Origin of the sequence: Rothia sp. HMSC061D12 (assembly GCF_001836735.1) — a bacterium.
In the GTDB taxonomy this organism is placed as follows: Bacteria; Actinomycetota; Actinomycetes; order Actinomycetales; family Micrococcaceae; genus Rothia.
Genome location: NZ_KV830305.1, coordinates 146,460 through 172,352 on the forward strand (window position 1 = coordinate 146,460; position 25,893 = coordinate 172,352).

At 60.4% G+C, this 25,893-nt stretch carries 20 protein-coding genes; 18 read left to right on the top strand and 2 right to left on the bottom strand.

The genetic code is table 11. The features are described from left to right. Positions 1 to 298 precede the first annotated feature (298 nt). From HMPREF2682_RS00615 to HMPREF2682_RS00640, 6 genes are all read left to right on the top strand, one after another. Positions 299 to 1,183: an ABC transporter ATP-binding protein gene (locus HMPREF2682_RS00615; protein ID WP_083321734.1), complete on the top strand. Its 885-nt coding sequence runs from the start codon at positions 299 to 301 to the stop codon at positions 1,181 to 1,183. Further along, positions 1,159 to 2,835 carry a transporter gene (locus tag HMPREF2682_RS00620; RefSeq protein ID WP_070830520.1) on the top strand — a complete coding sequence of 559 codons (1,677 nt, stop codon included), beginning with the start codon at positions 1,159 to 1,161 and terminating at the stop codon, positions 2,833 to 2,835. The genes HMPREF2682_RS00615 and HMPREF2682_RS00620 overlap by 25 nt, the downstream gene beginning before the upstream one ends. Positions 2,836 to 3,116: 281 nt before the next feature. Beyond that, positions 3,117 to 3,416, top strand: coding sequence for a DUF3039 domain-containing protein (locus HMPREF2682_RS00625; RefSeq protein WP_005506434.1), 300 nt, complete (start codon positions 3,117 to 3,119; stop codon positions 3,414 to 3,416). A 340-nt stretch (positions 3,417 to 3,756) separates the two neighbouring features. Next, positions 3,757 to 5,544: a DEAD/DEAH box helicase gene (locus tag HMPREF2682_RS00630; RefSeq protein WP_070830522.1), complete on the top strand. Its 1,788-nt coding sequence runs from the start codon at positions 3,757 to 3,759 to the stop codon at positions 5,542 to 5,544. 594 nt (positions 5,545 to 6,138) lie between these two features. Further along, positions 6,139 to 7,563 (top strand): hypothetical protein, encoded by a 1,425-nt coding sequence (locus tag HMPREF2682_RS00635; RefSeq protein WP_070830530.1) that lies wholly within the window; start codon positions 6,139 to 6,141, stop codon positions 7,561 to 7,563. 495 nt (positions 7,564 to 8,058) lie between these two features. Continuing rightward, a complete protein-coding gene (locus HMPREF2682_RS00640) occupies positions 8,059 to 9,429 on the top strand; it encodes a hypothetical protein (protein WP_070830532.1) in 1,371 nt (456 codons plus the stop codon). A 188-nt stretch (positions 9,430 to 9,617) separates the two neighbouring features. On the opposite strand, the gene HMPREF2682_RS00645 is transcribed toward HMPREF2682_RS00640, so the two are convergent. Both HMPREF2682_RS00645 and HMPREF2682_RS00650 read right to left on the bottom strand, forming a co-directional pair. After that, positions 9,618 to 10,244 (bottom strand): isochorismatase family protein, encoded by a 627-nt coding sequence (locus HMPREF2682_RS00645; protein WP_070830534.1) that lies wholly within the window; start codon positions 10,242 to 10,244, stop codon positions 9,618 to 9,620. Between the two features lie 74 nt (positions 10,245 to 10,318). Continuing rightward, positions 10,319 to 11,617: a nicotinate phosphoribosyltransferase gene (locus HMPREF2682_RS00650; protein ID WP_049340635.1), complete on the bottom strand. Its 1,299-nt coding sequence runs from the start codon at positions 11,615 to 11,617 to the stop codon at positions 10,319 to 10,321. A 206-nt stretch (positions 11,618 to 11,823) separates the two neighbouring features. Here HMPREF2682_RS00650 and clpS point away from each other — a divergent pair, with 206 nt between their 5' ends. From clpS to HMPREF2682_RS00710, 12 genes are all read left to right on the top strand, one after another. After that, on the top strand, positions 11,824 to 12,144 hold the full coding sequence (gene clpS / locus HMPREF2682_RS00655) for an ATP-dependent Clp protease adapter ClpS (RefSeq protein WP_005507825.1): 321 nt from the start codon (positions 11,824 to 11,826) through the stop codon (positions 12,142 to 12,144). After that, positions 12,144 to 12,770, top strand: coding sequence for a DUF2017 domain-containing protein (locus HMPREF2682_RS00660; protein WP_070830536.1), 627 nt, complete (start codon positions 12,144 to 12,146; stop codon positions 12,768 to 12,770). The genes clpS and HMPREF2682_RS00660 overlap by 1 nt, the downstream gene beginning before the upstream one ends. A gap of 154 nt (positions 12,771 to 12,924) precedes the next feature. Continuing rightward, the gene (gene murI / locus HMPREF2682_RS00665) at positions 12,925 to 13,977 is read left to right on the top strand and encodes a glutamate racemase (protein ID WP_070830538.1); all 1,053 of its coding nucleotides are present in this window, start codon (positions 12,925 to 12,927) and stop codon (positions 13,975 to 13,977) included. Next, complete coding sequence (locus tag HMPREF2682_RS00670; protein WP_005507828.1) at positions 13,968 to 14,861, top strand: MBL fold metallo-hydrolase; 894 nt, start codon at positions 13,968 to 13,970, stop codon at positions 14,859 to 14,861. Before murI ends, HMPREF2682_RS00670 begins: the two co-directional genes overlap by 10 nt. A 142-nt stretch (positions 14,862 to 15,003) precedes the next feature. Further along, positions 15,004 to 15,735 (top strand): ribonuclease PH, encoded by a 732-nt coding sequence (rph, locus tag HMPREF2682_RS00675; RefSeq protein WP_005506419.1) that lies wholly within the window; start codon positions 15,004 to 15,006, stop codon positions 15,733 to 15,735. A 38-nt stretch (positions 15,736 to 15,773) separates the two neighbouring features. Then, positions 15,774 to 16,430 carry a non-canonical purine NTP pyrophosphatase gene (locus HMPREF2682_RS00680; RefSeq protein ID WP_070830540.1) on the top strand — a complete coding sequence of 219 codons (657 nt, stop codon included), beginning with the start codon at positions 15,774 to 15,776 and terminating at the stop codon, positions 16,428 to 16,430. Positions 16,431 to 16,754: 324 nt separating this feature from the next. Further along, complete coding sequence (locus HMPREF2682_RS00685) at positions 16,755 to 17,984, top strand: RDD family protein (protein ID WP_070830542.1); 1,230 nt, start codon at positions 16,755 to 16,757, stop codon at positions 17,982 to 17,984. Between the two features lie 302 nt (positions 17,985 to 18,286). Beyond that, a complete protein-coding gene (locus HMPREF2682_RS00690) occupies positions 18,287 to 20,389 on the top strand; it encodes a DNA gyrase/topoisomerase IV subunit B (RefSeq protein ID WP_070830544.1) in 2,103 nt (700 codons plus the stop codon). Positions 20,390 to 20,870: 481 nt separating this feature from the next. Then, a complete protein-coding gene (locus HMPREF2682_RS00695) occupies positions 20,871 to 22,442 on the top strand; it encodes a cytochrome ubiquinol oxidase subunit I (protein ID WP_070830546.1) in 1,572 nt (523 codons plus the stop codon). Between the two features lie 21 nt (positions 22,443 to 22,463). Beyond that, positions 22,464 to 23,534, top strand: coding sequence for a cytochrome d ubiquinol oxidase subunit II (cydB, locus tag HMPREF2682_RS00700; protein ID WP_070830548.1), 1,071 nt, complete (start codon positions 22,464 to 22,466; stop codon positions 23,532 to 23,534). Between the two features lie 219 nt (positions 23,535 to 23,753). Continuing rightward, positions 23,754 to 24,683 carry a multidrug transporter gene (locus HMPREF2682_RS00705; protein WP_070830550.1) on the top strand — a complete coding sequence of 310 codons (930 nt, stop codon included), beginning with the start codon at positions 23,754 to 23,756 and terminating at the stop codon, positions 24,681 to 24,683. 262 nt (positions 24,684 to 24,945) lie between these two features. Continuing rightward, the coding region (locus tag HMPREF2682_RS00710) for a multidrug transporter (RefSeq protein ID WP_070830552.1) at positions 24,946 to 25,893 on the top strand (948 nt) is incomplete at its 3' end.

Below are 25,893 nucleotides of genomic sequence, written 5' to 3' on the forward strand. Positions count from 1 at the left end.
GCGTTCGCGGGTTTGAAGTGGTTTTGAGATGGGGGAGAGCCAGCGATTCAACCTGTCTGATAGTGCGGTTTGATGGCATCTATAGCACCCCGGAATGTCCATATTATGCATTGTGAGTACTTAATAATGCAGGTTTCATCACCAAACCTGCTAGACCTCATGGGGGGGGGTGGTAGGGTAAAAATATGAACCTAGTCACTTTTCCCAGGACCCGAATCCGCAAGAACCAGGTTCACCGCAGAACCCGGTACAAGAGACCGCAGTAGAGGCAGCACCCGCCGCGGCAGTACCTCAAGCTATAGTCCCCGAATCTGCAGCGCCGGAAGCTGTAAACCCTGAGCTTGCAGCTCCGGAAGCTGTAGTTCCCGCATCGGTAGCACCTCAGCTACCCGTCACCCCGCAGACCGCACCGGCGGCAGGCGCTCGACCCGCCATCGAAATTCGCGGCCTCACCAAGGCATTCGGCCAGAAGGTCGCCGTCGACCGCATCAACCTGGATATCCCCTCCGGATCCTTCTACGGACTGGTCGGCCGCAACGGTGCCGGTAAAACCACCACCATCTCCATGGTCACCGGCATGCTCAAGCCCAACGAAGGCACCGCATACGTGCGCGGCATCGACATGTGGGCCGACCCGCTCAAAGCCAAGGCACACCTGGGTGTACTGCCCGACGGCGTGCACCTCTTCGACAAGCTCACCGGCGAGCAGCTCATCACCTACTCCGGCTACCTGCACGGAATCGATAAGGAAACCGTCGCCTCCCGCGTTAAGGATCTGCTCGCGGCCATGGACCTGACCGACGCTGCGGGCCGCGCCGTCGCCGACTACTCTGCCGGTATGACCAAGAAGATTGCGCTCGCCGCCGCGCTTGTCCACGCACCCTCCGTGCTGATTCTGGATGAGCCCTTCGAGGCGGTCGATCCGGTTTCTGCCGCTAATATTCAGGATATTCTGCGTGGCTTCGTTGCCTCCGGCGGAACTGTCATTATCTCCTCGCACGTGATGGACCTTGTCCAGCGCCTGTGCGACCACGTAGCCGTCATGGACTCCGGCCGTATTCTCGCCGCCGGAACCGTCGACGAAGTACGCGCCGGCGTGAGCCTTGAAGAACGATTTGTGCAGCTGGTCGGTGGCCGCACCTCCTCGGAAGGATTGTCATGGTTGGGCACCTCGTCTCACTAAAGTGGCAGTATGTGCTCGCTTCCTTCCGCCGAAGCATCTGGGCGCTCATCGGCCTGATTTTTGCGGCGCTTTATGCGGGCGGTATGCTCTTCGGCCTCGGCTCCGCATACGTTATCGCTAACTCGGAGGTACCCGAATACGGTCAGCTCGGCGCCCTCCTTGTAGGCACCGTTGTGGCGCTCGCCTGGGCTATCGTCCCCATCTTCTTCAGCGGGCTGGACGGCACCCTGGATGAGAGCCGATTCGTGCTCTTCCCCATCAAGCCCTCCACCCTGCAGAAGGGCCAGTTCCTCGGCGGGTTCGTGGGTATCCCCGGCATCGCCAGCATCATTGCCGTGCTGCTGGGCGCTATCACGTTTATATCGCAGCCGCTCGCGCTGGTCATGTACCTCATCTGCTGCGTGCTCGGCCTTGCGAACCTCATGGTGTGGGCGCGCCTCGCCAACCGCCTGGGCATGGCGCTGAACGATAACCCGCGCATCGCCAATACCCTGATGATCGTTGCCATGCTACTGATGATGAGCGCCGGCTTTATCTTCGGTGGAACGATAACCTACCTGACCAAGCACTGGGAAGAGGTGCTGCCCTACCTGCCGTGGCTCAGCGTGACCCCCTTCGGCTCCGCGTTTGCGGTGCCCTACTTTATGGCGAGCGGCAATATGGGCGCCGCCCTTGGCTGCCTGGCTCTGACCCTCGTCTACCTGGTCGGCGGTTGGTGGCTGTGGGGTAAGAACCTGGCACGCTCCATGGCGAATGTGGGCGGTAGCGCCCACCACGCCAGCGCTGCCGAAGTCGCTGCAGGCGATTTGGGCCTGTTTGCACGGTTCCCCGCAACCCCGCGTGGCGCCGTGGCAGCACGAACCCTGCACTCATTCATGAAAGACAACCGTCTGCAGTTGGTAACCGTAAGCACCGCCATGCTTTACCTGATACTGACGGTGGGCATGCCGCTGTTCCTGAGCTCTGTAGGGTCCGTTAAAACTCATGTTGATTTTAATGGCATCAACGCGGCTGAAGCCAACCAGATTATCAATAGCGGCGTCATGCAGCTCTTCGGATTCTGGATGTACTTCTGCACCGTTTTCACCGGCTACTACATGTGCTACCTCGTCTCCTACGACAACACCGCATTCAGCCTGCATGTGCTCTCCCCGCTACGCGGTATTGACGACCGTATCGGCCGTCTTTGGGGTTACAGCATCCTGATGGTTCCGATCGTAGTGGTGATGGTGTTCGTCGCCTCAGCGGCAAATGGGCACCTGGAGCTTTTCCCCATTGTGCTGATGCACCAGCTGGGCGTGCTCGCCGCAGCGGCTGGCATGGGCAGCGTGATGGACACCTTCATTAGTCCGCCCGTGGCGCCTCCCGGGGCTAACCCGTTCAAGAACCCGAAGAACAATGAGGGCTTCGCTAAGCAGCTACTGCTGATGCTCACCATTATTTTGGTGATGCTCAGCGCACTACCCGGCGGTATCTCCGTTATCGTGTATATTTTCAGCACGCAGGATATGCTGACCCTCGTCTTCGGCGGCTTGATTCAGCTGCTGATTGGTGCCGCACTGCTCGTGGGCGGCGTGGCGTGGGGCGGTCACCGCTACGACAAGGTCAGCTCTAAGATGCTGGAGCGTGTGTCACGCTTCCAGGCGAACTAACAAGAGTCGAAGCTCCAGCGCATTAGGAATAAAAGAGAAGGGTTCCGTGTTAGGTACTAAGCCTGGCGCGGAACCCCTTTTCTGTGCCGCCCGAACTTCTAGCGGAAAGAATCTCACCGCAACACCTAAGAGCCTATGGCTGAGCTGTGGTCTACCTCCATATTGACCGCCTGTGGGTCCAGCACCTCCCAATAGCTACTAAAATAGATAAGGCGCCGACCGCCCACCCAGGCGGCGGCACCCCTCACCCTATGTATCCCACCTCATCATCAAGGAGAAACATGAGCTCGATCGAAGGCATCGAAGACCCCTTTGGCCCCGGAACCGCAGGCGGCACCGCACTGCTCGAACGCGAAGAAACCCAGCTTTCTGAGCCCGGCGACCACGAGCGCTTCTCCCACTACGTACGCAAGGAAAAGATCCTCGAATCGGCACTGACCGGCGAACCCGTACGCGCCCTCTGCGGCAAAATGTGGGTACCCGGCCGCGACCCGCAGAAGTTCCCCGTCTGCCCGCAGTGCAAGGAAATCTACGAAGGCCTCGCACCCGGCAACGACGGCGACAACGGCTCCGGCGAATAATACGCGCCAGACGGCACGCCCCAGACAACACAACCTGGGCGATACGCCTGAATAAATACGAATAAATAACACGCAGCAGCAACAAGACTCAACGGCCCAACACCGCTCATGAGACTTTGCTGACGAGCACCAAATTCTTGCACCACAGCCCGGCAACAACCCGCGGATGTGGTGCTAGAATTTAACCTCGCTGTGCCCAGATCGCCAGAGCGACAGGAACACCAGAGCATCAGGAACACCAGAGCGTCACCTCCTAACGGGGGAGAGGCGCCTGCGCTGAGGCAACCAGCTCTGAGTCGGCAGAGGGAACCAGCAGAGGCAGACGAGGAAGAAGGAGAGAATGAGCGCACCCGCAGAGGAACCCACACTATTCGACAGTATGGTGAAGCCGAAGCTCTCCCCGGCATACCCCGACCGCGCCCCCTGGGGTACTTCCGTCAGCCTGCGCGCCTGGCAGGCAGAAGCCATGCAGAAGTACTTCGAAACGAACCCCCGCGACTTCATGGCAGTTGCAACCCCCGGTGCGGGTAAAACCACCTTCGCGCTGACCCTCGCCAAGGAACTGTTTAACCGCGGCACGGTCCGCCAGCTCATTGTTGTGGCGCCGACCGACCACCTGAAGAAGCAGTGGGCAGACGCCGCCGCGAAGGTCGGTATTCCCATTGATCCGAACTTCAAGAACGCGGATGTGACCATCAGCCGCCACTACAAGGGTGTGGCGCTGACCTACGCGCAGGTGGCGAATAAGCCGCAGCTGCACGCCCGCAACACCGAGGAAACGAAAACCCTCGTAATTTTTGACGAGATTCACCACGCCGGTGATTCCCTTTCCTGGGGTGACGGCCTGCGTGAAGCGTTCGACGACGCGACTCGCCGCGTGGCGCTGACCGGTACCCCGTTCCGTTCGGACACCTCCCCGATTCCGTTCGTCACCTACGAGGTCGATAACAACGGTATCCGCCGTTCCAAGGCAGACTACTCCTACGGTTACGGCCCCGCGCTGAAGGACCACGTGGTGCGCCCGGTCATCTTCATGGCGTACTCGGGCCAGATGCGTTGGCGTACCTCCGCAGGTGAGGAAATGGCGGCAAACCTGGGTGAGGGCTTCACCAAGGACATCACCTCCCAGGCGTGGCGAACCGCCCTCGACCCCAACGGCGAATGGATTCCGACCGTGCTCGCGGCAGCTGATAAGCGCCTGACCGAGGTGCGCCGCACCGTGCCCGACGCCGGTGCGCTCGTCATCGCCACCGACCACGCGGACGCCAAAGCCTACGCCGAACAGCTGCAGAAAATCACCGGCGAATACCCCGCCGTGATCCTCTCGGACGACCGCGAAGCATCCGCCAAGATTGACGAGTTCCGCGAGGGCATGCAGCGCTGGATGGTCGCCGTGCGCATGGTGTCCGAAGGCGTGGACGTGCCCCGCCTCGCCGTGGGCGTGTACGCCACCAGCACCAGCACCCCGCTGTTCTTCGCCCAGGCTATTGGCCGTTTCGTGCGTGCCCGCAAGCGCGGCGAAACCGCCTCCGTGTTCCTGCCGTCGGTGCCGCAGCTGATGATGCTTGCCAACGATATGGAAGTCGAGCGCGACCACGCCCTCGACCGCGGCGCACCCCAGGAAATCGACCCCATGGTCGAGGGACTGGACGACCACCTGATTGAGGAAGCAAACCGCGAGGAGCGTGCCTCCGAGCAGCTGGCACGCGGCAAGTTTGAGGCGCTCGGCTCCGAGGCATCCTTCCACGGCGTGCTCTTCGACGGTGCCGAGTTCGCCTCCGGCAACCTTGCCGTGGGTAGCGAGGAGGAGCAGGACTTCCTGGGTATCCCGGGTCTGCTGGATGCCGAACAGGTCGGTACGCTGTTGCGAGCGCATCAGCGTGAGCATGCAGCGCGCCGCCCGGCGACTGCGGCGCCTTCGGTGGTGGATCACCGCCAGTTGAAGGAGCTACGCAATAAGTTGGCGAAGAATGTGGCTGCGTGGTCGATTCGTTCGGGTCAGCCGCACGGTGTGATTCACAATGAGCTGCGTAAGATTTGTGGCGGCCCGGCGGTTGCGCAGGCTTCTGCGGAGCAGATTCAGGCGCGTATCGATAAGCTGTCGGACTGGTTCGTGGGTCGACGCTAGAACGCGGATAGAACGTCAAGAAAAGCCCCGCGAGTGTGTGCGCTCGCGGGGCTTCTGTGCGTGGAGGAAAGCTGTACCTCTTTGAGTGATTTTTACCTGAAGGTTTTCTCAGGTGCTTAAAAGCACATACGCGGGGAAATAAGTTGGATAGATAGTGGGAATAGGTGGTTCTTAAAAAACTTAATGTTGGTTTTTGCCCCCTAATTTGAGAAAAACATCGTCTGAAGGTTGTTTATGGAAGATGTATCAGAGGGATTTAGGGGAGAAATGTGTGTGAATAAAAGTTCAAGTACTGGTTGAATACTGCATGTCAAAGTGGGTTTATGGAAGATTATGTGCGTTTTTCGCTTGAAAATTTAATACGGGGGGGGGTATGCTTTCTCCAAGTGTTGGGTTTCCCTGTGCTTTTGAAGCGGACCTATGTGTTTTTGATCTTCTGGGCGTGCAGGGGCTGACGCTTGTATAGAAACATCATGCATTCACTCTCTTCTGCACGCTATCTTCACTTTTGTGTGTGCGTTTGCCCTGCGTGGATTTATCGGCCGCGTTCTTGGTGAGAGTGAGTGCCCAAGATATCACTCTCGAAGGACATACATGTCTACTAACATTTCTCGCCGCAAGGTTGTAGCTGGCGCAGCATGGGCTGCTCCGGTTGTTGCAGCTTCCGCTGCAGTTCCCGCTTTTGCTTCCTCCACTGAGTGCAAGCCCGAAGGTTCCGCAGCTTACACCATCTCCGGTACCGCTGCAGGTGCTAAGACTGTTCAGAAGTTCAAGGTTCCCGCTAAGGTCGATAAGATTAGCTTCACGATTATCGGCGGTGCTGGTGGTACCGTGCTTAGCGGTGCTGCTCAGGGTGGCTCTGGTGCTAAGCTGACCGGTACTATCGAGGTTAAGGAAGGCCAGGTTGTTGAGCTGGTCGCAGCTGCCGGTGGTATTGGCAAGCTTGTCAATGGCCGTCCTTCTGAGCCGGTCACTGGTGGTGAAGGTTACGGTAACGGTGGTAGCACCCCCGCGTTCACCATTCCCTCCGATATTATCGCTGAGGTGAACAATCGCTGGGCTAAGGACTCTATGATTAAGCGTCCTGCCATGTATGGTTCTTCCGGTGGTGGCTCCTCTGCTCTGGTCGTCGATGGCACCGTGGTTGCTGTCGCTGGTGGCGGCGGCGGTGCGGGTATTACTGTGGCCGGTGGCTCTAACAACGTTGCACAGAATGATTCCAAGGATGGTGCATACTACAACCCTAAGGCTATCGATGCCGGTTGGCGCCCCCGTAACATTCCTATTTCCGCACGTGTAGTTGGTGGTGGTGGCTCTGCAACCGCCGCTGCAGGTTCTGACGGTATCGAAGGTATCGATTACTACACTGAGCCGAAGGATCCCACTACCGGAGCATCTCGAATCTCTATCGGTAGCGCTGCTGGTAAGGGCGGTGCAAACGGTACCGGTGGCGCCGGTGCTGCAAAGCCCGGTCTGCCCACCGGCAACCGCTTCGACACCATTGGTTTCTCGAGTCAGAACAACCAGGTACTGTTCAGCTCCTCTGCGGCAGGTAAGCAGGGTGGTAGCGGCTTCAATGGTAACGGTGCAGACGGTACTTCTGCATACTCCTACCAGCTGGACAACAATGACAAGAACACTCCGGAAACCGTGTACCCCGGTGGCGGTACTACCGGTACTCCTCGCCACATGACCTACCCTGACGTTGGCTTCAACTTCAACGGTCACCAGGCGATTGTTTCCTCCGGTGGTGGCGCAGGCTACGGTGGCGGTGGCTCCGGTGCTGCACGTGCACTCTCCGCGATTCTGGTCAACCAGAAGTGGAACGGTAACACTGCTCCCAATGGTCTGCGTCAGAACATTAGCTATGGTATCCAGGCTGGTGCCGGTGGTGCAGGTGGCTCTTACCTGGCTTCCAACGTCATTGATGGTGCTATTGAGTCTTCGGGCAACGGTGCAACCGGTGCCGGCGTTCGTAACCCCGGTTCCGTGGAGATTACCTTCTGCAAGCGCTCCTAATAGTGTGCGTACCCGAGTCCCCCTCTTGGGTTACTCGGTGGGTTAGATACTAGCCCCTCCGGTTCTCCCGCTCCTGAAATTTTCCTCAGGAGCGGGAGAATCGGCCCCTAAGTTTTAGTCCTTCCAGTGGCGCATCCGCGCATATCTGGCATGAGGACTGTGTACTTCTCTGGCGAGTGGTCTCTTGGTGTATTTTGGCCACTCACGGAGAACGCCATTGAGTGATGTCTCGTTGAGTCTCAACGATGAAACCAATGGCTTTGAGGAAAAGGTTGGTAGTAATGCGCCAACTGGAAGGCCCGCAGACACTTTGATGTCTGCGGGCCTTCGCTATGTCTGAGAAATGCCGGGTTGGTCGAAGTCATGGCGTGGTGAGTTGAGAATGTTTTTCGGTGTCTATACTCTAGAAAATAAATATTGCACTCAGTGCACATAGGTGTAAATTATTCACCCCACTCAACCTGCATCCTCTCAATCCTCATGAAAGAAAACCTTATGCCACACAACGCACCCCCCACCCGCCGCACCATCCTCACCGGCGCTGCCTGGGCACTGCCCATCATCGCAGCCTCCGCAGCCGTACCCGCATACGCCGCCAACGGCGCGCAAACCGGCACCTCCCACACCATCAAGGGACAGGCAAACGGCCGCAAGACCGTCAAAACCTTCACCGTCCCGGCGGGCGTACACGAACTCAGCTTCACCCTTACCGGCGGCGCGGGCGGCACCGTCATGACACGCAGCCAGGGCGGATGCGGTGCCAAGGTCACCGGCACCGTCAGCGTCACCCCGGGCGCAACCGTAGAAATCGTCGCGGCAGCCGGCGGCATCGGCGTGCTTGAGCGCGTCACCCGCAATGGCGCAAGCTGGAACGAATCCAAGCCCGCCACCGGCGGCGAAGGCTACGGCAAGGGCGGCTCCTCCGCCGCTCAGGTCACCGTTCCCGCAGGTCCGAAGGCTATTATCGACGCGGCAAACCCCCGCACCTACGGTAACCCCACCGTGGGCGACGGCGCACCTCACACCCACTTCAAGCGCAGCATTTACGCCGCATCCGGTGGCGGCTCCTCTGCACTGCTGATTAACGGCACCGTGGTCGCTGTCGCGGCAGGTGGCGGCGGCGGACACGTGCGTAACTCCAGCTCCACCGCACCGCTGCCCGGCTCCAGCTACGCGATTAGCCCGGTCTGCGGCCTGGAATGGGTGCGCGGTGGCTCTGGCGGCAACGCAGAATCCACCATGGGCTCCGAAGGCGCAGCCGCAAGCGACGCCTACAGCGTCGAGGCGAACCTGCAGATCATCGCAACCCCCGGCACGGGTGGCTCCGGCGGTCGAGGTGGCATGGGTGCTATCCCCAATAGCTTGCCCACCGGCGACCACGGCCTGGTCGGCTTCGGCTCCCAGAACAAGCAGGTCATCCACAGCACCAGCAACGCGGGCGCAACCGGCGACGCCGGCTTCAACGCAAACGGTGCGGACGGCGTGGGCGCGTACGCCTACCAGTACGACAAGAACGACCCGGCGAACCTGACCGGCACCGCAACCGCACGAACCACCAGCGTTACCATCAGCAAGAACTTCTTCGGCTACCAGACCGTGGTTTCTGCTGGCGGCGGCGCAGGCTACGGTGGCGGTGGCTCCGGCGCGGCGAACGCGGTTTCGGCAATCATCATTTCGCAGCAGTGGTGCAACAACCCGAAGAACCCGCGCCGCGCGGTCGGCTACGTTCAGCAGGGTGGCGCCGGTGGTGCTGGCGGCTCCTATCTGGCACCCAGCGTGCGTAACGGCGCAATCGTTGGCACTAAGGAGGCGCCGGTCGGCCCGAACGTGCGTGTGAACGGTATGGCGGAGGTTCGCTTCAAGTAAACGGCTCAATAGGCTACATAACCGCCGAGGTTTCATGACCTCGGTTGGTTGCAGGCACGCTCGGCCATGGACACGCTAAGAGGCGGGGAGCCTGGGACGTACTATCCCAGGCTCCCCGCCTCTGTGTATTTAGCGCCCGGTATTCAGCACCCGCCTAGATGGCGAGTCACCGGCAGAACTGGTGGAGGTTAGAGAACCTCAACCACCTCAACGCCTTCGTCTTCAAGCTCGGCAACCACGTCATCGAGCTTGTCCTCGTGCACGGGCGCGGTCAGGTCAATGAGCACGCGAGTCTCATAGCCTGCATCGACCGCGTCGCGAGCGGTTGCAAACACGCAATAATCGGTGGCGATACCAACAACGTCGACGAACTCGATGCCGCGCTCATCCAGCCACTCCGACAGGGGAGTCTGCGGGCCGTCCTCGGACGCATCCGCACCAGGCTCGTGTTCGCCGGTTGCGACCTCATCCTCGGGAGCGAGAAGACCCTCAAAACCCGAGTACGCTGCCTCGAAGCGGCCCTTACGGAAGTACGCCTCAATGTAGTCGGTGTCCAGGTTCTCGTGAATCTGCGCGCCTTCGCTCTTCGCCACGCAGTGCACCGGCCAGGAGTCAACGTAGTCGGGGGTCTCAGAGAAGTGCGAACCCGGCTCAATGTGCCAGTCCTGGGTGGCGACAATCGCGTCGTAGCGGTGGTGGTTGTTCTCCACGTATTCGCTAATCAGCGCGGCAACGTCCGCACCGCGCTCGGTGGCGAGGGCGCCGCCGGCGCAGAAATCGTTCTGCACGTCAACAATAATCAGTGCCTTAGACATGTCTGTCCTTTACAAGTAGGAATGAGTTTTCACTCTGATTCGCCAGGTGAAAAACAGTATCTCAGAAGGGTGGTTTAGATGAACTCGGTCGGAATGATCGGCTCACCCTCCGAGAGGCGGCGGGCAGCTTCGGGAAGCTCCGCCAGGGAGGCTGCGTGGCGGGCGGTCGCGCGGCGCACGCCTTCCTCACCGGTGAAGCCGGGGATCAGTTCGCCGTTGCGGACGAAGTCCACCATGAGCGGGCGGGTGTCTTCGAGCAGGTTCGGGTCCTCGTGGGTGCCCAGAACCTCGGCGGTTGCAATGCCCATGCCGTTGAGGCGGCGGGCGGCACGCTTCGCACCACCGATGGACGCCTTGCCAGCCGAAGCCTTGGCAACCGGCTGCATTTCGCCGGCGGAGTTCTCGCGCTCAACAACCTTGTACACCATGGAGGAGGTCGGCGCACCGGAACCGGTGACCAGCTTGGTACCCACGCCGTAGGAGTCCACGGGCGCTGCCGCCAGGGAGGCGATAGCGTATTCGTCCAGGTCGCTGGTGACGGTGATCTTGGTGTGGGTGTTGCCGAGCGAGTCGAGCAGTTCGCGCACACGTGCCGCGGTCGCGACCAAGTCGCCCGAGTCCAGGCGCACGCCGCCGAGCTCTTCACCGGCGAGTTCCACGCCGAGGCGGACCGCGTCGTCCACGTTGTAGGTGTCCACGAGCAGGGTGGTGCGGGCGCCGAGGGAGCGCAGCTGCGCCTCGAATGCTTCACGTTCGCTGTCGTGCAGCAGGGTGAAGGCGTGGGCGCTGGTGCCGATGGTGTGCAGACCGTAGCGCAGACCAGCCTCCAGGTTGGAAGTGCCCGCGAAGCCCGCAATGACGGCGGCGCGTGCAGCGGAGACTGCGGCGCGTTCGTGGGCGCGGCGCGAACCCATTTCGAGGCAGGGGCGGTTGCCTGCGGCTGCACTCATGCGGGAGGCGGCGCTCGCCACGGCGGAGTCGAAGTTCAGGATGGACAGCAGGTAGGTTTCGAGGACGCACGCTTCGGCGAAGGTGCCTTCGACCTGCATGACGGGGGAGTGGGGGAAGAATGCTTCGCCTTCTGCGTAGCCGCGGATGTTGCCGCTGAAGGTGAAGGATTCGAGGTAGGAGAGGGTTTCTTTGTTGACGATGTTGCGGGAGGAGAGGAAGGAGAGTTCTTCGTCGTTGAAGCGGAAGTTAGCGAGGCCTTCGAGGAATCGGCCGGTGCCTGCGAGGACGCCGTAGCGGCGGCCTGCGGGCAGGCGGCGGGTGAAGACTTCGAAGGTGCACTTACGGTTGGCTGCGCCGGAGGCGAGTGCCGCCTGGAGCATGGTCAGTTCGTAGTGGTCGGTGAGAAGGGAAGTAGTAGCCATGTGTTTATTGTAGTGGGGGATTAGGGTATTTTTCCTCTTGAGTCGGCGTGTCAATCAATACATAAAGTATTCTTGACTCTAAGTGGTGTAGTATGACAAATTACCAGCACTCTGTGCGGGAGCAACGCAGGACGAACACAGGGGTCACACAGGGGCAACACATGCCCGCCCGTATAATCAAAGGGAACCGGCCGCAAAGGAAACCAATGAACACTACCGCCGTGACCCTCTCCACCGGAACCCTCGAGGACACCGACCTCGACACCGCCCTGGAGAACATCCTCGCTACAGACACCCCCTGGAAAGTCATCGTCTGGAACGACCCCGTCAACCTCATGACCTACGTGTCCTACGTCTTCCGCAGCCACTTTGGCTACTCCCGCGCCCGCGCAGAAGAGCTCATGCTGCAGGTGCACAACAACGGCAAGGCAATCGTCTTCACCGGCTCGCGCGAAGACGCCGAAAAACACACCCAGGCAATGCACGCCTGGGGTCTGCTGGCAACCTTCGAGAAAGTAGAAAACTAATGGCGCGACCCTTCCGCCGCACCCCCGGAGGCTACACCGCCTCCTTCGAACCCGCCGAACGCGACCTGATCCGTGAACTCGCCGAAGACGTGCGCGCGCTACTGCGCCCAGCAGATACCACCGCCGACGGCGGCACCGTCGACCCGCTCGAGGCGCTGGTCGGCATCACCGAAAACCCCACCATCCCCGCCGACAGTGCCGTAGCACGCCTGCTACCCGCCGCAAGCAGCGACGACGAGGCCGCCACCGAATACCGCCGCTACACCGAACGCGACCTGCGCGAAACTAAGCGCGCGAACCTCGCCATGCTCGCCTTCGACATTGAATCCAGCGACCTGCGCCTGAACGAAGAACACGCCCGCGCCTGGGCTGCCGCGCTCGGCGATATTCGTCTGGTGCTCGCCGACCGCCTCTACATCGTGGACGAAGACACCGCAGAAGATATTGCGGCGTTCACCGACCCTTCCGAAATTGAGACCCAGGAAGAGTACATGGCTGTGGTGTACAACTTCGTCTCCTGGGTTCAGGACTCCCTCATGCTCGCCATGCTCGACGGGCTGGACGACGAAGAAACGACCGGCGGAGTATTTGGCGGGGCAAATGGCAGGGCAAACGAGCAAGAATAGAACGAATTTTTCGAATTACCCCTCAAACTATCGTCATATACAACCACATAATGGTGGTTCTCGACTCATCTAACCGCTCAACGGACTAAAAGGGTAACCTTAGCGAGTTAGCATAGAACGTGGTACCCGACCGATAACGAAGTGTAGGTGACACATGAGTGACAGCATTGATGCAACCAATCCCTACCGTGCCCGCACCCCCTGGGGAAGCCCCGCGCCCGTAGGCCCCACCGCCGCGGCACCCATCGGCGTCTTCGACTCCGGCGTTGGCGGACTCACCGTGGCACGCGCCATCATGGACCAGCTGCCTCACGAACGCATCATCTACGTCGGCGACACCGCCCACGGCCCCTACGGCCCCCTCAAAATCGCAGAAGTACGCGCCAACGCGCTGCGCATCATGGACGAACTCGTCGACTCCGGCGTGAAAATGCTCGTCATCGCCTGCAACACCGCCTCCGCAGCGGTGCTCCGCGACGCCCGCGAACGCTACACCCGCCAGTACGGCATCCCCGTCATCGAGGTGATCCAGCCCGCCGCCCGCCGTGCGCTCGCCGCAACCCGCAACCGCAAGATCGGCGTGATTGCGACCGAGGCGACCGTCACCTCCCGCGCCTACGAGGACACTTTCGCAATCACCCCGAACCTTGAGGTGCACTCGGTGGCGTGCCCGCGCTTCGTGGAGTTCGTGGAGAAGGGCATTACCTCCGGCCCCGAGCTGCTGGAGACCGCCCGCGAGTACCTGCAGCCGCTCAAGGATGCCGGCGTGGACACCCTCGTGCTCGGCTGTACCCACTACCCGCTGCTGGCCGGCGTGATTTCCTACATTATGGGTGAGGATGTCACCCTGGTGTCCTCCGCGGATGAGACCGCGAAGGACGTGTACCGCGAACTGCTCAACCTCGCCATTGAGAGCCCGGTCCCCGAGGAAAACCCGCACCACGAATTCCTTGCCACCGGCGAATCTGAGACGTTCTCGCAGCTGGCGCGCCGCTTCCTCGGCCCCGAGGTCACCAACGTTCGCCACACCAGCTCCGTGGCGGAACGCTACCCGACCGGCTCGCTGGCGGCACTCACCCCCGAAATGCTTGCGGCACACCGCAACATCACCCTCGACGAATCGGCAGATCCTGCAGAGGCAGCACACACTGTCGCGGGCACCGAATTTTCCGGCACCACCCCTAAGGACGACACCTCATGCGTCTAACCGTTATCGGTTGCACGGGCTCCTTTCCCGGCCCCGTCTCACCGGCTAGTTGCTACATGCTCACCGCCACGGACTTCGCGGGTCGAACCTGGCGCATCATCATGGACATGGGCAACGGCTCCCTCGGCATGCTCCAGCGCCATATCGACCTGAGCGATATCGACGCAATTCTGATTTCGCACCTGCACCCGGACCACTGCATCGACCTGTCCGGTCTGCACGTGGCGGTCAAGTGGGATCCGCGCGGCTGGCCCAAGGGCCGCATTCCGCTGTACGGTCCCGCCGCGATTAACGAGTACCTTTCGGCGACTCACGGCCTGGACCCCGATCCGGGCATGAGCACCGAGTTCGAGTACCACACCTGGACTGAGGGTGAGCCCGTACAGATTGGTCCCTTCCGCGTGGAGCCGTTCCGTGTGGTTCACCCCTCGAAGGACCCGTACGCCCTGCGCATCACCTGCAATGACCGCGAGGGTCACACCGTGTTCTCGTACTCGGGCGATACCGACCTGTGCGAGGGTCTGGTCAAGGCTGCACGCGGCGCTGACCTGTTCCTCTGCGAGGCAGCCTACCAGGAGGGTCGCGACGACGCCCTGCGCGGTATTCACCTGACCGGCAAGCGCGCCGGCGAAGCCGCCACGGAGGCGGGCGTGCGTAACCTGTTGCTGACCCACCTGCCCGTGTGGAACGACCCGGACATCGCCCGCGCGGAGGCGCGTAGCGCCTTCTCCGGCCCGGTCGGCATTGCCGAAATGGCGGCAAGCTACCGCATCTACCCGCGCCCGACGGAGGCTCACCCGGTCACGTCCACCCTGAACGTGGTGGAGGTGCTCGATCCGCCGCTGAACACCGCGATTGCGCTGCCCAAGCCAGAGCTAGATTAGGCGAAGCCCAAGCTGGACTAGACCAAACCCGAGCTAGGCTAAAACAAACTGGACTAGTGCAAACTGCGCTCAGCTCCGCCTGCTTTTCGACGTAGAGTCAACAGACAGACACAGATCCCGCAGACAGATTCAAGGAGAACCCATGACTGCAACCCGCGAAGACGGCCGTGCCCTCAACGAGCTGCGCCCCATCACCATTACCCGCGGCTGGTCCCGCAATGCTGAGGGTTCCGCCCTCATCGAGTTCGGCAATACCCGCGTGCTGTGCACCGCATCCTTCACCGAGGGCGTGCCGCGTTGGCTCAAGGGCGAAGGTAAGGGCTGGGTGACCGCCGAGTACGCGATGCTGCCGCGCGCCACCAACACCCGTTCTTCGCGCGAGTCGCTGAAGGGTCGCGTGGGCGGCCGCACCCACGAGATTTCTCGCCTGATTGGTCGCTCCCTGCGTGCGGTCATCAACATGGACGAGCTGGGCGAGAACACCATCGTGCTCGACTGTGACGTTCTGCAGGCTGACGGCGGCACCCGCACCGCCTCCATCACCGGCGCGTACGTGGCGCTGGCTGACGCTATTTCTTGGGCGAAGGAGCAGAAGATTCTGCCCGCTAAGGCGAACCCGCTGATTGATTCGGTGTCCGCAATTTCGGTGGGCATTATTGACGGCACCCCCATGCTGGACCTGCCCTACACCGAGGACGTTCGCGCCGAGACCGACATGAACGTGGTCGTCACCGGTAGCGGCAAGTTCGTTGAGGTTCAGGGCACCGCCGAGGGCGCGCCTTTCGACCGCGACGAGCTCAACAGCCTGCTCGACCTGGCGCTGGAAGGCACCGCCGAGCTGGCTCAGATTCAGCGTGAAGCACTGGCACACTAACCCGTCCCAGTAACTAGTTCCGTCGACAAGGAGAAACTATGGCAGACGCAAAGATTGTTCTGGCAAGCCACAATAAGGGTAAGCTCAAGGAACTGCGTGAAATTCTGCGCGGACGCATTGACGGTCTGGACGTTGACACCCAGGTGGTTGACGCCTCCAGCGTGAACGCACCCGACGTTCCCGAGACCGGCGTGACCTTCGCTGAGAACTCCCTGCTGAAGGCGCGCGCTGTTGCCGAGGCAACCGGCCTGGTCGCTATTGCTGACGATTCCGGTCTGTCGGTGGATGTGCTCAACGGCGCTCCCGGTATTTTCTCGGCGCGCTGGGCGGGTCGCCACGGCGATGACTCCGCGAACCTGAACCTGCTGCTGGCTCAGCTGAGCGATATTTCTGCCGAGCACCGCGGCGCGAAGTTTTGCTGCGCGGCGTCGGTTGCCTCCCCGAACGGTTTTGAGGCGGTCGAGTACGGCGAGCTGCCCGGTGAGCTGCTGACCGCACCGGCGGGGGAGGGCGGCTTCGGTTACGACCCGATTCTGCGCCCCGTGGAGCTGAACGGTGAGAACGCCCTGTACGAGGGGCAGTACGCTGGCAAGTCGTGCGCTGAGATTCCCGCCGAGATTAAGAACTCGATTAGCCACCGTGCGCGTGCTTTTGAGGCGCTGATTCCTCAGATTGCTGCTGCGCTGACCTTCTAAAATCGCTGTCTAAAACCGTCGCTGAGACGCCAGAGCATACTCGCTGTGCCGCTCTGACTGTGCCGGTCCGATGGGTAAAAACGCGGGGGTTGGGTACGAATTTTTCGTGCATCCCCCTAAAATCCCCCACAGGGATACCAATTAAAGGCACAATAGGGTAGAGAAGCTTTACCTCAAGGTTAGTGACACCAAAGAAAAACTCGTCTGCTGAAGGTATCTTCGGCAGGCGAGTTTTGCTATTGAAGAGCCTTTCAGCGGGGCATCTGCCCGATGCTTGTTGTCACCGACCGCGGTAGAAAAACCTGCAGCGAAAGAGACACACCGATGCTCATCCTTCTTCTGCTGATGGCACTCGCCCTTGCCGCCGGATGCTGGGCGTACTCCTACGTGTGGCGCGGACTGAACCGCCGCGTCATTGCCGCCGTGAAGGTGGTCGATCCGATGATTACGCTCGGCCCGTACGTCATGGCGGCGTGGGTGGCGTTCATGGCTCTGATCGCCACGAATATCTGGGCGACCGGAACCCTGCACACTGTGCTGACGATTATTTTCTGCGTGGTTGCCGTAGGGTGCCTCGGCTGGGCTGGATTCTGGCTGCTCATGCACTGCCTGGGCGGGCAGACCCCGGGCAAACGCCCGATGTGGTGGCGTGAGGCGGTTGCCGCGAAGTTCGCCTGGCGTAACCTCTCGCGCATGCCCGCCTACCTGGGTGCTCGCACCAGCATCCTGCCGGTCGAGAACCCGCACCTGACCAAGCCGTATTCGGGTTCGTGGACCCGCCCGCTGGGTGCGACCATGCCGGGGTACAGCTCCAACGGTGAGTTTATTGAGGGCTTTGACGAGTTCGGTCGCAAGATGCCGCGCCTCTACCCGGTGGGCCCGGAGCCGACCATCTTTGAGATGGCGCGCTGGGGTAAGTCGGTGAGTTCCGATCAGTTGCTGACGACCTTCCTGCCGACCGCTCCGTTCGAGCGTCTACGCCTGCCCGGCACCATGACGGGCCCCTTCACCTTTGCGGGGGAGGTGCCGCACGGTGCGGTGACGAAGTGGCCTCGCCGCAGCGGCGCCAACCGCGCCTTCGGCTCCTACGCTCGTCTGGGTGAAATCACCGAACGCAAGGTGGAGCTGCTGGTCGACCACCGCATCATTGCGGCACTGCAGACCACCCGCGAAAGCTACGAACGCCGACACAGCTGGATGCTCGCCTTCACCGATATCGCAGACGGCGACTTCACGATGGACGCCGACGAGAACGGCAACCTGCGCATCACCTTCGGCATGATTACCGAAGGCTACGAGACTCCGTGGGTCTTCACCAGCACCCTGAAAGACAGCCCGCGCCTGCGCCGCAAGGTGCACCACGCCATGAGAGAACGCCGCGTACTCAAGCAGAGCAGTGGCGAGCTGATGGACTGGTACTTTGTACCGAAGCTTAGCGAGTTCCCGCACGGCCCGGTCACGAATGAGCTTCCCGAAGAGTTCTACTTCAAGTCCAATATCATGGTCACGAACCGTCACGAGAGCTCCTCGCGTGCCTCGGGTGATGCGCACTAGGGGAGTACCTCAGCTGTGAGGTGCCCAGACTGGATACCTCAAAAGCCCACCTAAAAATTCAGATACCCATGCACCGGCTGCTACTCCATAGGGGAGTGGCAGCCGGTGCTTTTCTACTGTTTAACTCCCTCGGCAGAGCCGAATGACGATGCAGACAGAAGCGGGCAACAAGCCACGATAGAATAGAAACTTAGAGCACCATGAGCGCAAGCCGGGGCGTTTCTGATTCGCCTCCGTTACCTTGCCGCGCTGAATACACAGTCATCACTTGCACACAGTCATCACTTGCCGAAAGGAATCCCGTGGCGTCCTCGAACTACACCGCCCGTCACCTCTCCGTGCTGGAAGGTCTGGAAGCAGTACGCAAACGCCCGGGTATGTATATTGGCTCCACCGACTCCCGCGGCCTGATGCACTGCCTCTGGGAGATTATCGACAACTCGGTGGATGAGGCGCTCGCCGGTTTCGGTCAGTCCATTCAGGTGATTCTGTACCGTGACGGTTCGGTTGAGGTGCGCGATGATGGCCGCGGTATCCCGACCGATATTGAGCCGCGCACCGGTCTGTCCGGTGTGGAGGTTGTGTTCACTAAGCTGCACGCCGGTGGTAAGTTCGGCGGCGGCTCCTACAATGCCTCCGGTGGTCTGCACGGTGTGGGTGCTTCCGTGGTGAACGCGCTGTCCTCCCGCCTGGATGTGCAGGTGGATCGCGGTTCGAAGACCTACCAGATGTCTTTCCGCCACGGCATTCCCGGCCACTTCGAGTCTGGCCGAACCCCCAAGCCCGATGATCCGTTCACTCCCGCAACCGAGGGCACTGACGCCCTGCAGATTGTGGGCAAGGCGAAGCGTGGCGTGACCGGCACCCGTGTGCGCTACTGGGCTGACCCGCAGATTTTCACCCCCGACGCCAAGTTCAGCTACGAGGACTTGGCTGCTCGCGCACGCCAGACCGCGTTCCTCATTCCGGGTCTGCGTATTTGCATCCGCGATGAGCGCCGCCTGCCCGGCACCCCCGGTGAACTGGAGCCCCACGAGGAAGTCTTCCAGTACGACGGCGGCATTAGCGAGTTCGTCGAGTTCTTGGCACACGATGAGCGCATTACCGATACCTGGCGTTTTAGCGGTAGCGGCTCTTTCACCGAGACCGTGCCTGTGCTGGGTGAGGACGGCCGCTCGCAGCTGACCGACGTGGAGCGCGATTGCGAGGTGGACGTTGCGCTGCGCTGGGGCATCGGCTACGAGACGACGGTCCGTAGCTTCGTGAACATTATTGCCACCCCCAAGGGCGGCACCCACACGACCGGTTTTGAGCAGGGCCTGCTGCGCGTGATGCGCAAGCACCTTGCTGATAACGCCCGCAAGTACAAGGTGGGTAACGACAAGATTGAGAAGGACGACGTGCTCGCGGGCTTGACCGCCGTGCTGACCGTGCGTCTTGCCGAGCCGCAGTTTGAGGGTCAGACCAAGGAGATTCTGGGTACTCCCGCCGTTCGTCAGATTGTGTCGAAGGTCGTGGGTGATGCGCTGAAGGCTCGCCTGGAGTCGACCGCGCGTGCTGAGAAGGCTCAGGCGACCGCCCTGTGCGAGAAGGTCGTCTCTGAGATGAAGACCCGCGTTTCGGCGCGCATCCACAAGGAAACTCAGCGCCGTAAGACCGCGCTGGAGTCTTCGTCCATGCCCACTAAGCTGGTGGATTGCCGTTCGACCAATGTTGAGCATTCTGAGCTGTTCATTGTGGAGGGTGACTCGGCGCTGGGTACTGCGCGTCTGGCGCGTTCTTCTTCGTATCAGGCTCTGCTGCCGATTCGCGGTAAGATCCTGAACACTCAGCGTGCCTCGGTGACCGATGTGCTCGCGAACGCCGAGTGCGCGGCGCTGATTCAGGTGATTGGTGCCGGCTCGGGTCGTACCTTTGATCTGGAGTCTGCCCGCTACGGCAAGGTCATTATGATGACCGATGCTGACGTTGACGGCGCCCACATTCGTACCCTGCTGCTGACCCTGTTCTACCGTTATATGCGTCCGCTGATTGAGGCGGGTCGCGTGTATGCTGCGGTTCCGCCGCTGCACCGCGTGGAGGTGGTGCGCCGCGGTAAGCCGAACGAGATGGTGTACACCTACTCGGAGAAGCAGCTGCACGAGCTTCTGGATTCTTTGCAGGCGCAGGGCGTGTCCTATAAGGAACCTATTCAGCGTTATAAGGGTCTGGGTGAGATGGACGCCGACCAGCTGGCTGAGACCACAATGGATCCGCGTCACCGCATGTTGCGCCGTATTCGCATTGAGGATGCGGAGGCTGCCGAGCGTGCGTTCTCCCTGCTCATGGGTTCTGAGGTGGCTCCGCGTAAGGAATTCATCATCGCCGGTGCGCATCAGTTGGATACCGAGAACATCGATATGTAACCTGCGGGGGAGTGTGTGACTAGCGTGTCACAATCCAGGAATTTTGTGTGAGAATAGTCACGTTGATTCTCTGAAATCCGCGTAAATTCAGCATAAATCATGCAAATTTAAGCCTTAAGTACTACTTGAGGCACCTGTCATATTCCGAGAATGTGTCATCAAAAATCTGCATAAACTACATAAAACTGCAAAGTTTTACCGCGGTTCTGAAAGTGCCTCTCAGACCCACACAGCCCCTCCGTGTTCCAACCCTCAAACTACCCCCGCCCCGGGGGATAACGTTCGAGGTACCTTTAGCGAAACGTCAAACAATAAACGTCCATACTATGCACAGCGTACTCACAGCTCCTCGGGAAAACCCTGTACCTTAGAAGCATGAGAGACAGTGTGTCAGTAACTCTCGTATGCCCTCCATCGATGGCGGACTACCCGAAATCTGGCACAAACACACATTAAGTACACACATAGTAAGGACCTATCAATGGATCCCCTTGATTTTGGTAGGTGGCAGTTCGGTATTACCACCGTCTACCACTTCTTCATGGTTCCGCTGACTCTGGGTCTGGGCCTTGTTGTGACCTACCTGTACATTCGCTACGTTCGTACCAAGAAGGACGAATACAAGCGCATGACGAAGTTCTGGGGCAAGCTGTACCTCATTAACTTCGCAATGGGTGTGGCCACCGGTCTGGTTCAGGAATTCCAGTTCGGCATGGCGTGGAGTGAATACTCCCGCTTCGTCGGCGACGTCTTCGGCGCTCCGCTGGCAATGGAAGGCCTCTTCGCCTTCTTCGTTGAGTCGACCTTCCTTGGTCTGTGGATCTTCGGTTGGGACCGCCTCAAGCCCGCAGTCCACGCCTTCTGTCTGTTCATGGCAGTTCTCGGCTCCTGGATTTCTGCATTCTTCATTCTGGTTGCAAACTCCTGGATGCAGCACCCCGTCGGTGCAGAAATGATTGACGGTCGTCCCCGCATGACCGACATTGGCGCAGTGCTGATGAACCCCCTCGCATGGGTGACCTTCTCTCACGTCATCACCGCATCCATCCAGGTTGCCGGTGGCTTCCTGGTCGGTATTGCCTGGTACAAGCTGTGGCGTCGCCGCAAGGACGGCATCGACAAGGTCGTTGACGGCAAGGTCGTCGTTGGTGAGTCCGACAAGGGCGCACGAGACAAGAAGGACTTCCAGGTTTGGATCAAGTCCCTGCGCCTGGGTGCAGTCGTTGGTCTCCTCGCGTTCGCAGGTGTTGGTGCATCCGGCCACCTGCAGGCACAGATGATGATCCACGAGCAGCCCATGAAGATGGCTGCCGCAGAAGCTGCGTGCCACGACGGTACCGCCTTCTCTGTTCTGACCATCGGCGAGCTCGGCGCTCAGAGCTGCGACAAGATCACCCCCATCATCGAGGTCCCCGGCGTGCTGTCCTTCCTGGCACACGACAACTTCGATACCCCGGTGAAGGGTATTCAGACCCTGCTGCCCGAGTACGAAGCTAAGTTCGGCACCAACCTGCCCAACAACCCGCTCTACGGCGAGCGTGCAGGTCAGAAGATTGACTACCTGCCCTCCCTCGAGGTCTCCTACTGGGGCTTCCGCGGCATGATTGGTCTGGGTGCAGTCGTACTGCCCCTCTACCTCTACGCACTGTGGGTAACCCGTAAGAAGGGCGTTGGCACCGTTCCCGAGTCCAAGCTGCTCAAGAACGTTGCTGTCTGGTCCATCATGGCTCCCTTCTTCGCAATCGCACTGGGCTGGATCTTCACCGAAATGGGCCGCCAGCCCTTCGTTGTGGCTCCGAACCTTCAGGGTGATCCCTCGATCCACCTGTTCACCGCAGCAGCTATCTCCCCGGGTGTTTCCGGTGAAGAAATCCTCTTCTCCCTGCTCACCCTGGGTCTGCTCTACGGTGTGCTGATGGTGGTTGAGGTTTACCTGCTCATCAAGTACGTCAAGGCCGGTGTGGTGGCAGCAATGCCCGAGCTGGTTCAGTCGCACCACGAGGACGAGTCCAACGACAAGTCCAAGCGCGATGTGCTGGAGTTCGCCTACTAGGCGGGTAAGGATTGATTCACCATGAACTTTGATTTCAATATCTTTGCCGGTCAGCCTGGCCTGCCCACCCTCTGGTTTGTAGCCATTGGCGTCTTCCTCATCATGTACATGATTCTCGACGGTTTCGATCTGGGTGTCGGTATGCTGATGGGTTCCAAGTTCAGCAAGAACGAGAAGGAACGTCGTCTGCTGCTGAACATCATCGGCCCCGTCTGGGACGGTAACGAGGTGTGGCTTGTGTCCGGCGGTGCTGCTATCTTCGCAGCATTCCCCATCTGGTACGCAGCCCTCTTCTCTGCTCTGTACATTCCTCTGACCCTCGCGCTGGTCTTCCTGATTCTGCGCGTGGTCGCAATTGAATACCGCGGTAAGAAGAACGACGAGAAGTGGATCCGTAACTGGAACATCGCTCTGTCTGTTTCTTCCTTCTTCATCGCACTGCTCGTCGGTGCTCTGCTGGGCCTGACCTCCATGGGCCTGCCCATCAACGACAATGGTGACCGCGTCGGCGGCGCCTTCGCTTGGGTCTCCCTACCGGTTCTGCTCGGCGGTCTGGGCTTCGTTGGCTTCTCCCTGGTTCAGGGTCTTGCCTTCATCGCTCTGAAGACCGACGGCGATATCCGTGACCGTGCCCGCAACACCCTGGTACGCTGGTCTCCCGTCCTGCTGCTGCCGATTGTCGCATGGGTTCTGACCCTGGACTTCACCAGCGGTAACGGCGTCTCCTGGCTGTGCACCATCCTGGCTGTTGTTGCCGTTCTGATTGCTTGGGTCTCCGCAAAGGGTGGCCGTGAGGGTCGCGCTTTCGCTGGTCTGTCCGTGTTCCTCGCATTCGGCGCGCTGGCAATCTTCACCGCAATGTACCCGAATGTTCTGCCCTCCACCCTGGACCCGGCATACTCGCTCACCATTGCGAACGCATCCAGCTCCGAGTACACCCTGGGCGTTATGACCTTCGTGACCTGCCTTGGTCTGCCGGTCGTCTTCGTCTACCAGGCATGGACCTACTGGGTCTTCCGTAAGCGTCTGCACGTGGATCACATCCCCGAAGCACACGACGCTACCGAACTGGCTGAACTGCCGACCAAGTAGCCTGTAGCTGATTGAAGAATCCCCCGGATTTCTCTTCTGAGAAGTTCGGGGGATTTTTCTATGTCCCCAGAGGATATTCCCGCAGAGGATGCAGCTTGCGGCAGGCGAGTGGGCGCGCAAAAATTTTTTGGTGCACACCCCCCCCCGAAATTCGGGCGTGACAGGGAGTAAAAGGTGTAATGTGGTGTACAACTCACTCTCACGATAAGGAGTTTGACGATGAAGTCCCCCAACCGCCGCACCGGAACTACCCCTCGCACCGGCACGCGCCGCCGCCTGCTCGCCACGGGTGCCCTGTTCTGTATCGGCATCATGCCCCTGAGCGCCTGCTCGCTCTTCAACCCGCCGCTGGAACGCGACGAAAGCGTCCACGCCATCTTCGACGCGGAGCAGGACATTGTGAAGATGCCCCTGGACGATTACCTCTACTACGAGCGCACCAACTACGAGTACACGGCCTTTCAGATTGCCATGAAGCAGTGCTTCGCCGAACACGGACAGAACTACACTATCCAAGCTCCCTATTCTGAAAGCGCACCCCGCGGTGATTTGGGACGAAAGTACGGCCCCTGGAACGTCGAGTACACCCAGAAGTACGGTCTTCAGAAGCGAGACCCCAACGCAGCCGCCCCCATCTCCTTTAACTCGGGGGAGAGCATGAGCCCCGAGGAGCAGCTTCGCATCGAATGCTACGACAAGGCCCGCGAGACCCTGGATGCCGCGGTGCCCGAAGGTAAGAGGCCCGAGAAGGAAGATCAGGCCACGTACATTCGTATCTCTACCGAGGCGGGTAACGCCGTTTACGGTAGCACGCTACACCGCGAGCTCGAAGAGAAGTGGAAGCAGTGCGTCTCGGATCGCGGGCTCACCCCGCGCTCGGCCGGCTCCGTCGCCGAGGAAACCCCGCTGGCTGAGCAGCTGAGCAAGAACAACGGATTCAACGAGCCCGCCTCCGAAGAAGAGATTCGCATCGCCACCATCCAGGCCGAATGTAACCAGCAGGTCGGCATGAGCAAGCAGCTCTACGACCTGGAAGCTCAGTACCAGATGCCGCTCATCCGCAAGTACCAGTCGCAGCTTGACCAGGAACGCCAAGCCGACCGCGACCGCGACGAGAAGTTCAAGCAGTACGTTCTGGAGCACCAGTAACCCGAGCGTCCACGACCGGTTTTGACGTCGGATTTTAAAACCGAATCTTGATACCGGGGAAAGACCGGTAATGGTGCGGGCCACCCGAGACACAGGCTCGGCGGGTAGCCCGCACCCGCGAGGATATTCCCGCAGAGGATGCAGCTCGCGGCAGGCGAGTGGGCGCGCAAAAATTTTTGCTGCACCCCACGAAATTCGGGCGCGGCAAGGAGCAAAAAGTGTAATGTGGTGAACAACTCACTCTTATGAAAGGTGTTCAACGATGAAGTCCCTCAACCGCCGCACCGCCGCATCCGCCCCTCGCACCGGAACTAGCCCTTGTACCGGCACGCGCCGCCGCCTGCTCACCACGGGCGCCCTGCTGGCTATTGGCGTGCTCCCGCTGAGCGCATGCTCGCTCTTCAACCCGCCGTTGGAACGCGACGAAAGCGTCCACGCCATTTTCGACGCGGAGCAGGACATCGTGAAGATGCCCCTGGACGATTACTCCCACTACGAGGGGGGCACTCATTACGAATACACTGCCTTTAAGATTGCCATGAAGCAGTGCTACGCCGAACACGGGCAGAGCTACACCGACCCCGACCAAGCTCCCCAATCTGAAAGCGCGCCGAGTGGCGATCCGGGCCGAAAGTACGGTCCCTGGAACGTCGAATACGCCAAGAAGTACGGATTCCAGAAGTATGACCCCAACGCCGCCCCCATCTCCTTTAACCCACCGGAGAGCTTGAGCCCCGAGGAGCAGCTTCGCACCGAATGTCTTGACAAGGCCCGCGAGACCCTGGACGCCGCGGTGCCCGAAGGCAAGAGGCCCGAGAATGATGTGCAGTCCACATACAGTCGTATCTACACTGAGGCGGGCAATGCCGTTTACGGTGGCAAACTGCACCGCGAGCTCGAAGAGAAGTGGAAGCAGTGCGTCTCTGACCGCGGCCTCACCCCCATTAAGGCAGGGGCGGTAGCCGAGGAAAGCCCGCTGAATGAGCAGCTGAGCAAGAACGGCGGTTTCAACGAGCCCGCCTCCGAAGAGGAAATTCGCATCGCCACCATCCAGGCCGAATGTAACCAGCAGGTCGGCATGAGTCAGCAGCTCTACGACCTGGAGGCACAGTATCAGATGCCGCTCATCCGCAAGTACCAGTCGCAGCTTGAGCAGGACCGCAAGGCAGAACGTGAGCGTGACGAGAAGTTCAAGCAGTACGTTCTGGAG

Bases quoted from the DNA above. Each gene is read 5' to 3' on its own strand.
- HMPREF2682_RS00685 (WP_070830542.1), top strand. From the start codon at position 16,755: ATGCTCATCCTTCTTCTGCTGATGGCACTCGCCCTTGCCGCCGGATGC.
- rph (WP_005506419.1), top strand. From the start codon at position 15,004: ATGACTGCAACCCGCGAAGACGGCCGTGCCCTCAACGAGCTGCGCCCC.
- clpS (WP_005507825.1), top strand. From the start codon at position 11,824: ATGAACACTACCGCCGTGACCCTCTCCACCGGAACCCTCGAGGACACC.
- HMPREF2682_RS00670 (WP_005507828.1), top strand. From the start codon at position 13,968: ATGCGTCTAACCGTTATCGGTTGCACGGGCTCCTTTCCCGGCCCCGTC.
- HMPREF2682_RS00630 (WP_070830522.1), top strand. From the start codon at position 3,757: ATGAGCGCACCCGCAGAGGAACCCACACTATTCGACAGTATGGTGAAG.
- HMPREF2682_RS00660 (WP_070830536.1), top strand. From the start codon at position 12,144: ATGGCGCGACCCTTCCGCCGCACCCCCGGAGGCTACACCGCCTCCTTC.
- murI (WP_070830538.1), top strand. From the start codon at position 12,925: ATGAGTGACAGCATTGATGCAACCAATCCCTACCGTGCCCGCACCCCC.
- HMPREF2682_RS00650 (WP_049340635.1), bottom strand. From the start codon at position 11,617: ATGGCTACTACTTCCCTTCTCACCGACCACTACGAACTGACCATGCTC.
- HMPREF2682_RS00635 (WP_070830530.1), top strand. From the start codon at position 6,139: ATGTCTACTAACATTTCTCGCCGCAAGGTTGTAGCTGGCGCAGCATGG.
- HMPREF2682_RS00695 (WP_070830546.1), top strand. From the start codon at position 20,871: ATGGATCCCCTTGATTTTGGTAGGTGGCAGTTCGGTATTACCACCGTC.
- HMPREF2682_RS00640 (WP_070830532.1), top strand. From the start codon at position 8,059: ATGCCACACAACGCACCCCCCACCCGCCGCACCATCCTCACCGGCGCT.
- HMPREF2682_RS00645 (WP_070830534.1), bottom strand. From the start codon at position 10,244: ATGTCTAAGGCACTGATTATTGTTGACGTGCAGAACGATTTCTGCGCC.
- HMPREF2682_RS00625 (WP_005506434.1), top strand. From the start codon at position 3,117: ATGAGCTCGATCGAAGGCATCGAAGACCCCTTTGGCCCCGGAACCGCA.
- HMPREF2682_RS00620 (WP_070830520.1), top strand. From the start codon at position 1,159: ATGGTTGGGCACCTCGTCTCACTAAAGTGGCAGTATGTGCTCGCTTCC.
- HMPREF2682_RS00705 (WP_070830550.1), top strand. From the start codon at position 23,754: ATGAAGTCCCCCAACCGCCGCACCGGAACTACCCCTCGCACCGGCACG.
- HMPREF2682_RS00680 (WP_070830540.1), top strand. From the start codon at position 15,774: ATGGCAGACGCAAAGATTGTTCTGGCAAGCCACAATAAGGGTAAGCTC.
- cydB (WP_070830548.1), top strand. From the start codon at position 22,464: ATGAACTTTGATTTCAATATCTTTGCCGGTCAGCCTGGCCTGCCCACC.